Here is a 14,049-nt window from a genome sequence, read left to right as displayed (position 1 = left end):
ATGCGTTCCGCATCGAAACCGTCCCCGCCCGGCAGGAACACCTCACCCTCGACACGCGACACCAGCCAGGAGAACTCACTCATAGGACAACCTTTAGACTCGGCGCTCATGGAACTGCGCCAGTTGGAATATTTCGTCGCCGTGGCCGAGGAGGCGAGCTTCACCAAAGGTGCCGCGCGCGTGCATGTGGCGCAGCCAGGTGTAAGTGCTCAAATCCGTCGGCTGGAGCGCGAATTAGGACAGGAACTACTCGACCGGAGCGGCCGGCAGGTGCAGTTGACGGACGTGGGCGTCGCCGTGCTGCCGTACGCTCGGGCCGCCCTGGCCGCCGTGGCCGGAGCCCGGCTCGCCGTCGACGACCTCACCGGCCTGGTACGGGGTCAGGTCTCCATCGGGACGGTCGCCTCCTCCTCCCACTTGTCCTTGCCGAAACTGCTGGCCGAGTTCCACGAACTGCACCCGTCCGTCGACATGTCCCTGGCCGAGGGCAACTCGGACCACCTCGCAGAAGGCCTGCGGTCGGGTCGGCTCGACGTCGCGGTCATCGGCATGGCGACCGAGCCTCCGACGGGTCTGGCCGTCCAGGTCATCGCCGACGAACTGTTCGTCGGTGCGGTCAGTGGCGACCACCCGCTGGCGCGCCGCGGACGGGTGTCCGTCGAGGACGTGCGCGACGAGACGCTCATCTGTCTGCCGCCGGGCACCGGTCTGCGCACGTCCGTCGAGGCGGCCTGGTCAGCGTCGGGCGCGACGCCCCGGATAGCCTTCGAGGCCAGCGACCCGCTGGTGCTGGTGCAGCTCGCGGCCCGGGGCCTGGGGCTGGCCGTCCTCCCGCGGCCGTTCGCCCGCGCCCACGCGCAGCAGCTGCGCACGGTGGTCATCGAGAACGAGCACCTGAGGGGCCGACTGGCGCTGGCATGGCGCTCCGAAGGTCCGACCAGCCCGGCAGCGCGCGCCTTCATCGAACACGCCCGCCGGGGTCTTGCGCAGTCGGCCGGCTGAAGGCCGATCAGTGGGCAGCTGCGTCCAGGTCGAACCTCGTACGCCTGAACGGGTACCCGGGCAGCCGGACCCGGTGGCGGCCGCCCCCTGAAGGCAGACCGGCCCAGTCCAGTTCCGTGCCCGCGATCCAGAGCCGGCCGAGGGCCGTCAGCAGGATGCTCAGTTCGGGCGTCTCGTCCGCCGGGTGCGGCAGGGTATGGAGCATGAGACGGTCCGGGCCCTCCAGAGCGGGGTGGCGCTTGGCGAGAGACGTCAGCGTCATCCCCGGCCCCACCTCGAGCAGGATGCCCCCGGGCACCTGCGCAACCGTGCCGAGGGCGTCATCGAACCGCACGGCGTGGCGCAGGTGCCGCCGCCAGTAGCCGGGCGTCGCGATGTCGCCCGGGTCAGCCCAGGTGCCGGTGGTATCCGAGATGACGGGCACCTGCGGCCTGCTGAGCCTGAGGCCGGCCATGTACGCCTCGTACTGGTCGAGGATGGGCTCGACGAGGGCTGAGTGACCCGCTGTGGCGATCTTCAGGAGCTTCACCTCGACGCCTTCGCGCGGGAACTCCCGAACGAAGCGCTCCACGAGCTCGGTCGGCCCCGAGACGGCCACCTGCCGCGGCCCGTTGACGGCACCGATGCCGAGCCCTTCCGGCAGCAGCTCGAGCACTTCGGCCTCGGACAGCCCGACGGCTGCCATCGATCCCGAGGGAAGGCTCTGCAGCAGCCTGCCCCGTTCCACCACGAGGGCGAGCGCGTCGGGGAAGGAGAATACGCCGGCGACGCAGGCGGCGGCGTACGCACCGAGACTGTGCCCGACGACCGCCGCCGGCCGCACGCCCCACCGCTGCAGGGCCCTGGCCAGTGCGTACTCGACCATGAAGACTGCGGGCTGGCCGACCTCGATGGTTGTGAGCGCACGGCGCGCCCGCTCGTCCTCGTCGTCGCCACCCGGGTCGACGACGGACCTCAGGTCGAGTCCGAGCGCGGGCCCCGCCAGTTCGGCGCAGGCGTCGACGTCTGCGCGGAAGCCGGGGTCGATCCGGTAGAACGTGCGGGCCATACCCACGTGCTGGCCGCCCTGGCCCGGGAAGGTCATGACGAGGGGGCGAGCTGCCTCCGGAGCCGTACCGGACGGGGTCAGACGGCGCTTTCCACTGGTCAGCGCCGCCGCGGCGACATCCGTACCGAGGGCAACCACGAACCGGCGATGCGCGTACCGGGCCCGCCCGGTCTGGAGCGTCCACGCAACGTCCCGCACGGGCTCCTGGGGTAGCCGTGCCAGATGCTGCCCGAGCCGGACGGTCAGGTCGTCGAGGGCCGTTGCGTCACGCGCCGAGAGGGGGAGCAGCTGCCAGTCCTGCGCCCCGTCCGGTTCGGGCTGGGCGCGGTGGGGGCGCGGCGGCCGCGCCACCACGACATGGGCGTGCAGTCCGTGCGGCCCTGGGGCACTCACCCCGATCAGTCTTGGTGCGTCGGCGTCGGCGGGCGCCGTGTCGGGCGCCACGGCCAGCACGGCGTCCAGGAAAGCGGCGACGCCGGGCATGGTGTCCGTTACCGCCCCGGGAGCCTGCGGGCGGTCGGCCCGCACGGCCGCGACCGCTTCGGCCTGCACCCGTGCGACCGCGCGGGCCTGCCGCGCGATCCGTTCGGGGTCGTTCCCGCTGCCGACCGCCGTCCCTCGGACGACGGCATGGAGGCGGTCGCCCGCTTCGAGCGCCGCGCGCAGGGGCTTGAGCACGACGACCCCGCAGCCACCCACCGACTGCCCACGGTCCGCGACCGCCGGGCGGACGGTGACCGCTCCCGCCAGCGCGATGTCGCACTCGCCCGCGAGGAGCGCCTGCACCGCGCTGTGCACGGCCAGGAGCATCGTGGCTCCTGCCGCCTGCACCGTCACCGCGGGCCCGGCCAGGCCCAACTTGTACGCGGGGCGGGCGGCGAGGAAGTCCGCGCCCGTGGCGATCCTGATCTGCCAGTCGTCCGCGAAGGGCAGCCTGTGCATCTCGCGCCGCAGTCGTGCGGCATGCGGCGTACCGCCGCATCCGGCGTAGACGCCTATGACGCCTGGCTCCACAGCCGGATCGCAGGCCGCGTCCTCCAGGGCGTGCTGGGCGCATTCGAGCAGGACCCGCTGCTGCGGATCCGTGATGAGCGCCTCGCCGGGCGAGACCCCGAAGAACGTGTGGTCGAAGGCGTCCGCATCCTCCAGTACGGGTTCAGGTCGGGAGCCCTGCCGGGATCGGGCCTGGTATGCGGCGATGCCGTCCGCCCCCGGGAACCGGACGGCCATGCCGACGATGGCAACGGCAGCATCGTCGTGGTCCGGATCGATCGCGTTCATGTCACACTCCTCCCTCGTCCTGTGCATGTGTGATGTCCCCACGTCACGCCACTGGTACGGGCTGACGCGTGATGCGGCCGGCCCCTCCGCCGAGCACGGAATCGAGGGTGTTGGCCACCAGTTCGTGCGGCGCGCCCGGGCGTACGGCGCTGGCTTCGTCGAGTAGCCGCAAGGAAGCTTCTTCGAGGGTCACGTCCAGCACGGACAGGTAGGTCTCCAGCTGGTCGACGCTGCGCGGGCCGATGATGGGCACCACGGCGGTCGCGGCCGAGCCGGCCCGTGACCGCAACCAGGCGACCGCCACCTGGGCGGGCTCCAGCCCCGTCGCCGCTGCCACCGAGAGGACGGTGTCGACCACCTCCACGCGCTGCGCGCAGTCCTCCGTACGAATGCCGCGCCCCTCCCAGTCGCTGAGCCTGCCCCGTCGGCTCTCCCGGTACTTTCCGGTGAGCAGCCCGCCGCCCAGCGGGGCCCAGAGCGCGGTGCCGAGGCCCAGTGCCTCCGCCATCGGCAGCAGTTCCCGGTCCGCGCTGCGCTCGGCGAGGCTGTACTCGAACTGGATGCCCGCCAGTGGGCTCCAGCCACGCAGTTCTGCCGTCGTGACCGCGCGTGACACCCGCCAGGCGGGGAAGTTCGACAACCCGGCGTACAGGATCTTGCCGGCGCGGGTCAGATGGTCGAGGGTGGTCAGGATCTCCTCGACGGGGGTCACGGTGTCCGGCAGGTGGGCCCAGTAGAGGTCGATGTAGTCGGTGCCCAAGCGCTTGAGGCTCGTGTCGACCGACCGGATGATGTTCTTGCGGCTGTTGCCGGTGGTGGATACGTGGGGACGCGTGTGGCCCAGCGAGAACTTGGTAGCCAGCACGAAGTGGTCACGGTCGTTGCCGATGAGCTCGCCGAGGAGCTGCTCCGACTGGCCGATCTGGTAGCTGTCAGCGGAGTCGATGAACGTGCCGCCTGCCTCGGCGAAACGCTCGAACATCTTCCTGGACTCGTCCCGGCTGGCCCCGCCGCCCCAGGACGAACCGAAGTTGGCCGTTCCCAGGGCCAGCTCGGACACCCGTAGACCGTTGGTGCGTCCGAAGGTCGTGTAGCGCATGGCGCCTCCTCTGTCGCTCAGTGCTCGGTGCCAAGCGCCCGGTGGACGTGGCGCAGCAGCTCTCGCCGCTGTTCGGGGTCGCGGAAGTAGAAATGACCACCGCGCAGGGTGCGGTGCTCGAAGGTCCCGCGGGTATGAGCCCGCCAGCCGGTCAGGTCGCCGTCCTCCCGGTCACCGACGAAGGCGGTGACGGGGACGGCGAGCGGGGGTTCCGGGACGAACGCGTAGGTTTCTGCGATCTCCATGTCGGCCCGGAAGTAGCCGAGGACGATGTCGCGCAATTCGTCGTCCTCGTGGACGGCGGCGGGCAGCGCTCCCCACCGGTGCTCGATCTCGGCGAGCAGCTCGGCCTGGGGCAGGCCGTGCACCGGTCGCCGGCTGACGATCGGCGGAGGCTGCACGGACGACATGAAGAGCCGCGTCGGCTGGGGACGGCCGGCGGTACGCAGGGCACGGGCGACCTCGTGAGCGACGAGCCCGCCGAGGCTGTGACCGAAGAAGGCGAAGGGTCCGGGCCCGAAGTCGACCTGTTCCACCAAGGTGGCCACCAGGTCGGTCATGCGGGTGAAGGGCGGCTCCTTCTCGCGGGGTGCCCGCCCGGTCATCTTCACGCCCAGCACCCGCACCCCGGGCAGTTCACCGGACCAGCGCAGGAACTCGCCGACGGAGCCGCCGGCGTGGGCGAAGCAGTACAGCTCGACCGTGGCGCCGGGCTTGCTGTCCCGGCAGGCGAGCCAGCGGGTCCCCTTGGGGACGGCGCCCCGGGCAGCGGGGCTGGTGGGTTCCGGCACGCTCACTCCTGCGTTCCATGGGAGGGAAGACCTCCGCCAGGGAGCTCGGCATCCAGGAATTCGGCGAACTCGAAGGCTGTGGGGGCCGCGAACAGGGACTTCACGGTGATCTCGACGGGCAGGCGTTCACGGATCTCGGCCAGAACCCGGGCAGCGATCAAGGAGTCGCCGCCGAGGTCGAAGAAGCTGTCGTCGGGGTCGACGTCCGGCAGGGCCAGAACGCGGCGAAACAGGTCCAGGACCAGCGGGAGGGTACCGCCATCGGGGCCACCTTCATCGGCCGCCTCCCCCGTGGGGGCGGACGGGACTGCCGTGTTTGACCGCGGAGTCGTGAGGGAGAGGTCCGCGCCGCGTCCGGTCCCGGCGACGGGCTCCGGCGGCCGCAGCAGGTAGGGACGACGCTCGAACGGGTAGCCGGGCAGAGGTACCTTGGCCCTGCGGGCCCCGCCGTGTACGCCGCTCCAGTCGACGGGGACGCCGCCGGCCCACAACTGCCCGAGCGTGTCCAGTACGGAGGCGAGCGCGCCGCCGCCCTTGGAATCGGCGAGCGGGGCCAACAGCGACGGCCCGCCCCGAGCCGGGCCGGACGCAACCCTTCCGGGCCCCGGCTGGAGCAACAGGCGGCCCTCCGCCCGATCCTCGGAAAGCAGTGCGGCGAGCACGCCGTCCCCGCGCGCCGCACCGGACCACTCCCGTGCCCACCAGACGGCGTCGGGCCTCGCCCCGACCCCGTCGCGCCAGCGCGCGTCCTGGGCGGAGAACAGGGGGATACGGGGTTGCCTGACCGCGATCGTACGGACCGGGCCGATGAGGGTGTCCTCCCTCCCCGGCTCCGCGCACCGGGCCCGGGCCAGCAGCAGCCGCAGTGCGTCGGGCAGGTCGAGGACATCCGCCAGGACGGCCGCAACGAGGGCTCCCGTCCCGGTTCCGCAGACGCCGGCCGGCCGCACGCCCCAGCGGATCCACAGCCTGGCGAGTGCGTACTCGCGTGCGAACACGCAGATGTCGTGGACCGCGAGGTCGGACGGCCGGTCCTGACGGGGGCTGGACAGGGCTTCCTGTACGGCGGCGGCCTGCTCGGGGGCGAGAGCGTCGAGGCAGGCGGCGAAGGACCGCTCGTACTCCGGCTCGGCGAGCGGGTGCCACCCGGGTCCGGGCCGCCCGCCGATGCCGGGAAGGAGCAGAACGACCTCGCGGTCGCGTGCTGTCGCGCTGGTGACGTCCGCGGCTCCGCCCGCCAGGGCGCTCAGTGCGGCTGCCGCGTCGGCGGCCCGGCCGGCGACGGTGAAGGCACGGTACGGATGTTCCTGCCTGCCGGTCTGGAGGGTCCACGCCACATCGGCGAGCACCGTCTCCGGCGCGCTCCTCAAGAAGGCGGCAAGGTTGGCTGCGGCGACGGACAGGGCCGCCGGTGTCCGCGCGGACACGACGAGGAGCTGCTCCGACCGGCTTGGGGCGGCGGACCGGGGCGCGGGGGCCTCTTCCAATACGACATGAGAGTTGACCCCACCGATACCGAAAGCACTGACCCCTGCGCGCCGGGGGCCGACACGGGGGTGCCACGGGGTGTACCGGGTGGCGACACGAAAGGGGCCCGAGGCGAAGTCGATCTGACGGTTGGGTTCCTGGAAGTGAAGGCTGGGCGGGATCGCCGCATTCTCCAGCGCGAGGATCGTCTTGATGAGGCCGGCCGCGCCCGCGGCGGTGTCGGCATGTCCGATGTTGCTCTTGACGGATCCGATGGAACAGAAACCGAGTTCGTCGGTGTGCTGCTGGAACGCCCGGGTCAGGGCGGCCACTTCGACCGGGTCTCCGAGCGGGGTCGCCGTGCCGTGCGCCTCGACGTACGTGATGGTCCCGGGGTCCACGCCGGCGGTGAGCTGAGCGGCTCGGATTGCGGCCGACTGACCCTCGATGCTGGGGGCCGTGAAGCCGATCCGTGCCGAACCGTCGTTGGTGACGGCAGAGCCCCGGACCACGGCGAGAACCCTGTCGCCGTCGGTGAGGGCGTCGGTGAGGCGTTTGAGGACCACCATGCCGACGCCGCTGCTCGCCACGGTGCCGTCGCCCCGGGCATCGAAGGTGCGGGTTACTCCGTCGGAGGAGAGGATGCCGTCCTCGCTGTACCCCGGCTGCTTCGGTGGGACGTGCACGGCGACACCGCCGGCGAGGGCCAGGTCGCAATCGCCGCCGAGCAGCCCCTGGACGGCCAGGTGGACGGCCACGAGAGCGGTGGCACAGGCGGACTGCACGGTTGTCGCGGGTCCGCTCAGGCCCAGCCGCTCGGCGGTACGGGATGCCAGGAACTCCGGTGCGGCAGCGAGCAGAAGGTCGTCGTCGGTCAGGTCGGGGAAACGTTCCCGCTGGTCCTGCACCGTCTGCAGATGGGCGGTCTCCGTCGATCCGCCGTACACACCGACGGGTCCCGGGCAGCGGTCGGGATCCTGACCGGCGTGTTCGAGAGCGGCGACGGCGCACTCCAGGAAGACGCGGTACTGCGGATCGAGGACATGGGCTTCGTCGTCGGAGTAGCCGAAGTACCCGGCGTCGAACCACTCGGGGCGCTCCAGCAGGCCCCGGGCCGGCACATAGGTCGGGCCGCCCGTGGACGGGACGGCGCCGGTGCGCACCGGCCGGACCGGCTCCCGGGTGATGGTGTCGAGGCCCGAGGCGAGGTTGTGCCAGAACTCGTCGATGTCACGGGCGCCCGGGAAACGGCCGGCCATGCCGATGACGGCGACGTGGCCGCTCTCATCGAGGTTCTGGCCGGAGTCAGTCACTCGTGCCTCCCCCGAGTGCCGCCCGGCGGTCGGCGAGCCGGGCGCGGCCGCTCGTCCGGGGCCTGATCGCGGCGCGTGCGGCTGCGCCGGTGACGCCCTGGTCGAGGTACCGGGCAAGGTCGCGGACCGTGGGGTGGGCGAAGAGCTCGACCAGTGGCACGTCATGGCCCAGGCGCAGGGCGATTCTTTCGCGGACCACGCTCAGCAGGAGGGAGTGTCCACCGAGATCGAAGAAGTTGTCCTGGAGCCCCACGTGCGGCAGTTCGAGAACCTCGCTCCAGATCTCGGCGACGACGCTCTCGCTCCGCCGTTCCGGTAAGGGCGACTGGGATGTCACGATGCCACTCCAATTCTTCTTCTACGGGAACCACAGGGGCGGTCGGGCCATTCGATCCTCCAAGCGCCGGATCCAGAAGTCCAATAGCTACATTCCCTGAGAGGCAGAACCACTCGTTATGCGGGGACAGAGTCCGGGCGGACATGCCGAAAGGCATCGGCGGGCCGCTGTGCGGGCGGTCGCCGACGCCGATCGGGAAAGGCAACGCTCAGCCGCGCAGCACGGTTTTGCTGCGCATCAGGAAATCGGACAGGTAGCTGTCGTGGGGCATGCCGGTGTCGGTCCAGTGGGTCGGGTGGTTTCCCAGATGGAGGTTGCTGATCGTCGGTTCGTGGAAGAGCGCGTCGACAAGCCGCTCGTCGCTCGTGAAGGCGCTCAGGACCAGGGTGTCCCGCAGTGGCGCCGTCCAGACGTCTCGGTTCCAGGGCGCGACCCACACACAGGGGAACGGGACCTCGATACCGGCCTCGGGCGCGTCCGGGCGGTCGAGCTCGAAGACCGCAGGACGCAGGACTGCGCTGCCGTCGCCGAGTTCGTCGACGAAGCCGTCGCCTCCCAGCCAAGGCCGCGCGCCCTCGGCCCGGCCGAGTACGTACTTCTCCAGGACCCTGGCGGATCCGACGGCCTGTACCGGCAGCAGCGCGTTCTCGTCCTGCGGAGGCAGGCTCACCAGGGCGGCGAGGCGCTCGGCGAGGGCCTCGGCAACGGGTGCCGGATCGCCCTCGACGAACACTGCGGTGGCGTTCACGCAGCCCGTGCCGCCGTGGTGCGCGATCGAGTCGACGACGGTGTCGAGATGGCGGGACCAGTCGACGTCGGCGGTCAGGAGGATCTTGCTGCGGCCCGGGGTCAACGGCAGCACGCCCCGGTCGTCGGCGAACTCCCGGATGACCTCGTCGCTGCCGTAACCCAGGTCGGCCTCGCGCAGCATGACCTCGGCGGCATCATGCTCGGTGGGCAGCAGGATCACGTGGTCGTCGGGGAATCCCGCGGCGCGCAGGGCCAGGACGAGCCGGTGCGGGGTCAGGGGTTCCCGCCGGGAGGGCCGCACCGCCACCCGGTAGCCCAGGGCGAGCGCTTCGGGCCAGAGACTGTGCGTGCCGGGGTGGTTGCCCGCGGCATGCACGGATAGAACCTCGCCCCGCCGCGCCCACACCGGTCGTCCGGTGCGGGTCAGGGGGTCCCGCCAGTCCTCTGCGGCTCCCCAGGGACGGGCGAACCGTATGCCTCGGTAGATGTCGGCGGCACGGCGGGCCAGGGTCCGGGTGGCCGTGCGGACCACGGGGAGCGGTATGCCGGCGACCCGGCTGACGGCGTACTCGTAGGCGGCCGGGGTGAGTCCGCCGAGTTCCGCCGTGGCGAACAGCTCGCCCGCACGGGCGATGGCCGCGACCCGTTCGTCCAACGGCAGCGGGGTGGCCGCACGCAGGGCACTCATGGCTCTGCTCACGAACACCCGGGGAGCCAGGCCCAGTTCGATGGCCGGGCTGCCCGTGAGATCGGAAATGACCTGGCGGTTGCGCGCCCGGTAGGGGCCTCCCGGGCCGAGTACGTCCAGGACGAGGGGACCGGGCCCGGATCCCGGGGTACGTGCCATCAGTAGACCCCCTCGATGACGGCCTCCTCGTCGAACCGCGCCACCGGGGCGATGTCCTGGACCGAGTCGCCGACGTGCCCAGCGGGCGCCTCGACCCGGGTGGCGAGGTCGCGTTCGAGGTTGTTGGGCAGCAGCAGGCCCTTGCTGACGTGGTTCATCACGACCTGCCCGCGGGTGCCGTGGGCCACCGGCGCGCCTGTGGCCGGATCGACGACGGAGAAGGTCACGTACGGCGACAGCGTGTCGAAGACGCAGGCGTCCTCGTCCGCGTCGAACCGCTGTCCGGCTATCCCCAGGATCATGGTGCTGCCGTAGTGCCCGTACAGCTTCAGCCCCGGAAAGACCTCGGTGCGGTACAGGTGCCGGGTGTCGGCGTCCATCTGGGTGCCTCCCCAGCGGATCGCCTTCACCTTCTCGTTGACGAGGTCGACGAGTTCGTCGCGGCGCGCGAGCCGCTCCAGCAGCGGCGGGGTGATCGTCATGACGCCGATGTCCTGGGTGCGCAGGATGAATGCCGCTTGGTCGACGACGTGTTCGGCGTAGTCGTCGGCCAGGTCCCGCCTGCCGGAGGCGATCAGCTTCTTCACCCAGCGCGGGTCGAGGTCGATCCGGAAGCCGAGACTGCCGTGTGTGGTGGCGGACTCCTCGAAGATGCGGCCCACGATGTGGGGGCCCGAGGGCGTGACGCCGAGCCACTGGGCACCCCGCGGGAAACCGTGATCGTCGAGGTTGGCACTGCTCCAGGCGATCAGCCGGTCCATCCAGTCGCGCAGGCAGATCACGCGCTTGGGCGCACCGGTGGTGCCTCCGCTCTCATACGTGCCCACGATGTGCGGCGCCGCGCCGTAGCCCTTCGGTACGAGATCGGTCACGGGTACGTCGCGAAGCTCGTTCACCACGTTGGGAAAGAGCCGCAGGTCGTCGTGGCTCTTGACGTCCTTGCGGGGGTCGAAGTCGAGCGACCGGGCCCGCCTCAGCCAGTAGGGGGAGCCGGTCTCCGGGTTGAAGTGCCATTCCATGGCCGCGCGGATGAACTCGTCGGGGTCCGGGACGACATCGAAGGGCAGGTCCAGCACGGATCGGTCTACGGGTGACACTGTGCCTCCTGGGACGCATGAAGCGATGGATCGGTGGCCGCGCGACGGGCTCACCGCGGGGTGTGGAACGTCCGCCGGTACCAGAGCAGCGGGCGGCCGGGGTGCTCGGCGCGGACCCCCGTGAGCGCCCCGAGCAGCAGCTGGTGGTCACCGGCGGCCATGACATCGTGCCGCGTGCAGCGGTACGCGGCGTGCGCGTCGGGCAGATGGGGCAGGTTCGTACCCGGCCAGTCCGCGAAGTCCTCCCCGGCGAAGCGGTCGACGCCGTGGGCGGCGAACTTGGCGGCCACGGCCCGGTGCTTCTCGCCCAGCACGTTGACGACGAACTCGGGAGCGCTGACGAGCGCGTCATGGCAGCTCGACGTCCGGTTGACGCCGACCAGCAGCAGCGGGGGATCGAGCGAGACGGACGTGACGGAGCTGGCGGTGAACCCCCAGCGGCGGCCGAGGCCGTCGACGGTGGTCACCACGGTGAGGGCGGCCGGCAGCAGTGCCATGGCCTCGCGGAAATGCCGCGCCTCGGTCAGCGCGGTGGGTGGGACGTGAGCTTTCACAGTGCGCTCTCCATCGATGATGCGTTCGCCGCGACCCGGCCACCGAATCGGCCGGGTGAAAGGAAGTCGAGGGGGACCTCGGGAGTGCGTCCGGTGGCCAGATCGGCCAGGGCCTCGCCGATGCCGGTGGCGTGCTTGAAGCCGTGTGCGTTGCACCCGCCGGCGACGACGATCCTCGGGTCGCCGTCCAAGGCGCCGAGGAGGAACTGACCGTCGGGTGTCCGGGTGAACAGCGATACGGCCGCCTTGGCCGGCAGATCTTCCAGCCCCGGCAGCCGGCCGGGCAGCATCCGGGCCACGTCCGTCCAGTCCTGCGGGCGCAGGGCCCGCTCGCCGTCGTCCTCGGGGTCGAGGGCGGTGGCCCCGGGGCCGTACCCCTCCAGCCCCAACTTCACCTCGTGCCCGCCCTCAGTACCGTTGCCCCACAGCACGGGGCCCTCTTCGGTCTCGCGCATGAAGACCGGGAAGCGGTCCAGCTCGAAGCTCCCGTCGGTCACCACCGGCCGGAACCACGTCAGGGGCATCCGCAAGGTCTCCAGCGGCAGTCCTCCCACGAGGGCCGACAGCCACGACCCGGCCGTGATCACCACCCGGCGCACCCGGCTCTCCCCTTCGGCGGTTCGCAGCACGACGCCGCCGTCCCCCGCTTTCACTGCGCGTACGCGGGTGTCGGTGTACACGCGGGCGCCGGCGATGCCGGCGAGTCGGGTGGCGGCCCGTACGGAGTCCTCGGCACGCAGGATGCCGGCGGACGGCTCCCACACGGCGAGGTGGTGCCCGGGCACGCCGGTGTGCCGGGGGAACCGCTCACGCAGCTCGGCCGCCCCCATGCTGTGCACCTCAATACCGTGCGTACGGGCCGCCCGCAGCGTCCCGCCGACGATGGCGCCCGCTTCGGGCCCGATGAGCAGGCCGCCGCCGGGGAAGAAGAGGCGCTGTCCGGCCTCTTCCTGCAGCCTGTGCCACAGTTCCAGCGAGCGCCTCGCCAGCGGCACCAGCCCCGGGTGTTCCAGACAGGTGGTGCGGAACATCCGCGAGCCGCCGTACGACGAACTGAGCGCGTGCCCGGGCTTGCGGCTCTCAAATCCGATCACGTCGACGCCACGGGAGGCGAGCTGCCACAGCGCGGCGGCTCCCCATGCCCCCAGTCCGATCACGGCGACGTCCGCGTCCCACCGACTCATCTGCTCCTCTTTCCCGTCTGCGGCCGAACCGGCCGGAACGGCCCGAACCACCGGACCACGCGGTCGCGGTCCAGCACGTGAGTGGTCGGTACTCAATTGCCGGGGCCGTCCCGGGTTGAGTACCGCTCACTCAGGCCCCGGTGGCCCCCGCCGTGGTCCTCTCGGACGGGAAGTCCCGCCCGCTGCCGTGCGGCACCGCGGGCCACGAGAAGCGCAAGGGGGAACGGATGCTCTTCCGGATTCTTGGAGTGCCCGAGCTGTACGACGAGCGGCGCCGGCGCCGGGTACGCCTGGCCGGCCCGATGCAGGGCGCCTTGCTGGGCGCCCTCCTGGAACAGCCAGGTGTCACGGTGCCCGCGGAGCAGCTGATCCGTGAGGTGTGGGGAGACCGCCCGCCGGCCAAGGAGGCGAATGCCCTGCAGGCCCATGTGTCGCGGCTGCGGGGGCGGCTGGCGCTGGTGGAGCCCGAGCGTGCCAATGCGCCGCGCCTGATCCGACACGGCACGGGATACGAGCTGGCGGCCGGCGAACACGACACCGACGCCGGACGGTTCCGGCTGTCCGTGGCCGAAGCCCGGGAACTCGCAGAGCACGATCCGCAGGCCGCGTACGAGGCCTTCCGGCAGGCTCTCTCGCTGTGGCGGGGCGACGTACTGGAAGGCAGCGTCATGGGGCCGATCTGCGCCGGGCTGGCCGCCGAGCACGAGCGGGCCCGGCAGGATGCGCTGGAGACGTTCTTCGAAACCGCTCTGCGCACAGGGCGGCATGAGCAGGTGCTCGGTGAGCTGCGGGCGGCTGTGTCGGCACACCCGGGGCGGACCCGTTTCCGGGAGCAGCTGGCGCTCGCCCTGCGGAGCAGACCGGCCGCGGCGGCGCCGGGGGCCTGCCGGCCGGGGCCAGCGGCCGGCAGGCCGGGCGAGCTTGAACGGCTGCGTGGCCTCGTCCAGTTGCTGGCCTCGGAGCAGCGGTCCCTGCGCACTCGGTTAGACGGACTGACGGCGCTGGTCAGCGCTCCTGAGTAGGCGGCCGGACGATCACGTGACCGTGGCCCGGTGCGACACGGAAGGTGGAGTCCTCATGCGAGAGATGGCTCGACAGTGGGGTGCTTGTGTGGTGACAGACCATGGATGACGGCACGTTGAAAACGGTGGGCGAATCCACGAACAGCGGCGCCTCGGCCCGGACGTAGCCCATTCCCACCTCCAGGTGAGCCTGGGTGACGACCGCTCCCCCCGCCCATACGGTGCTCGAGCACCCGGGTGCGCAACACGTCGAGCAG

Annotated in this window: 11 protein-coding genes and 1 pseudogene; 2 read left to right on the top strand and 10 right to left on the bottom strand. The window is 71.5% G+C overall.

Features of this window, described 5'->3' with window-relative positions; all coding sequences use genetic code 11:
* The first annotated feature begins 108 nt into the window (after window positions 1-108).
* Window positions 109-1,002, top strand: coding sequence for a LysR family transcriptional regulator (locus ACGFZK_RS30325; protein WP_393852046.1), 894 nt, complete (start codon window positions 109-111; stop codon window positions 1,000-1,002).
* Window positions 1,003-1,009: 7 nt separating this feature from the next.
* Here ACGFZK_RS30325 and ACGFZK_RS30320 read toward each other — a convergent pair whose 3' ends face one another.
* The 9 genes from ACGFZK_RS30320 to solA form a co-directional block, all read right to left on the bottom strand.
* Window positions 1,010-3,331 carry an acyltransferase domain-containing protein gene (locus ACGFZK_RS30320; RefSeq protein ID WP_393852045.1) on the bottom strand — a complete coding sequence of 774 codons (2,322 nt, stop codon included), beginning with the start codon at window positions 3,329-3,331 and terminating at the stop codon, window positions 1,010-1,012.
* A gap of 43 nt (window positions 3,332-3,374) precedes the next feature.
* Entirely contained in the window at window positions 3,375-4,430 is a 1,056-nt protein-coding gene (locus tag ACGFZK_RS30315; protein ID WP_393852044.1) for an aldo/keto reductase, read from the bottom strand.
* Between the two features lie 17 nt (window positions 4,431-4,447).
* Window positions 4,448-5,221, bottom strand: coding sequence for a thioesterase II family protein (locus ACGFZK_RS30310; protein WP_393852043.1), 774 nt, complete (start codon window positions 5,219-5,221; stop codon window positions 4,448-4,450).
* A 2-nt stretch (window positions 5,222-5,223) separates the two neighbouring features.
* Window positions 5,224-8,001 carry a type I polyketide synthase gene (locus ACGFZK_RS30305; protein WP_393852042.1) on the bottom strand — a complete coding sequence of 926 codons (2,778 nt, stop codon included), beginning with the start codon at window positions 7,999-8,001 and terminating at the stop codon, window positions 5,224-5,226.
* A complete protein-coding gene (locus ACGFZK_RS30300; protein WP_393852041.1) occupies window positions 7,994-8,338 on the bottom strand; it encodes a phosphopantetheine-binding protein in 345 nt (114 codons plus the stop codon). The genes ACGFZK_RS30305 and ACGFZK_RS30300 overlap by 8 nt, the downstream gene beginning before the upstream one ends.
* Window positions 8,339-8,546: 208 nt before the next feature.
* Window positions 8,547-9,935 (bottom strand): aldehyde dehydrogenase family protein, encoded by a 1,389-nt coding sequence (locus tag ACGFZK_RS30295; protein WP_393852040.1) that lies wholly within the window; start codon window positions 9,933-9,935, stop codon window positions 8,547-8,549.
* Window positions 9,935-11,032: a phenazine antibiotic biosynthesis protein gene (locus ACGFZK_RS30290; protein ID WP_393852039.1), complete on the bottom strand. Its 1,098-nt coding sequence runs from the start codon at window positions 11,030-11,032 to the stop codon at window positions 9,935-9,937. The genes ACGFZK_RS30295 and ACGFZK_RS30290 overlap by 1 nt, the downstream gene beginning before the upstream one ends.
* A gap of 50 nt (window positions 11,033-11,082) precedes the next feature.
* Window positions 11,083-11,586 (bottom strand): flavin reductase family protein, encoded by a 504-nt coding sequence (locus tag ACGFZK_RS30285; protein ID WP_393852038.1) that lies wholly within the window; start codon window positions 11,584-11,586, stop codon window positions 11,083-11,085.
* Window positions 11,583-12,770 carry an N-methyl-L-tryptophan oxidase gene (gene solA, locus ACGFZK_RS30280; protein WP_393852037.1) on the bottom strand — a complete coding sequence of 396 codons (1,188 nt, stop codon included), beginning with the start codon at window positions 12,768-12,770 and terminating at the stop codon, window positions 11,583-11,585. Before solA ends, ACGFZK_RS30285 begins: the two co-directional genes overlap by 4 nt.
* Before the next feature lie 140 nt (window positions 12,771-12,910).
* Here solA and ACGFZK_RS30275 point away from each other — a divergent pair, with 140 nt between their 5' ends.
* The gene (locus ACGFZK_RS30275) at window positions 12,911-13,792 is read left to right on the top strand and encodes a BTAD domain-containing putative transcriptional regulator (RefSeq protein WP_393852036.1); all 882 of its coding nucleotides are present in this window, start codon (window positions 12,911-12,913) and stop codon (window positions 13,790-13,792) included.
* Here ACGFZK_RS30275 and ACGFZK_RS30270 read toward each other — a convergent pair.
* Window positions 13,776-13,991, bottom strand: a pseudogene (locus ACGFZK_RS30270) (tRNA-dependent cyclodipeptide synthase); the annotation flags it as partial. The gene ACGFZK_RS30275 and the pseudogene ACGFZK_RS30270 overlap by 17 nt on opposite strands.
* Window positions 13,992-14,049: the final 58 nt, after the last annotated feature.

Source organism: Streptomyces sp. NPDC048257 (assembly GCF_043201855.1).
Classification (GTDB): domain Bacteria; phylum Actinomycetota; class Actinomycetes; order Streptomycetales; family Streptomycetaceae; genus Streptomyces.
This window is presented reverse-complemented; position numbering and strand designations above follow the sequence as displayed.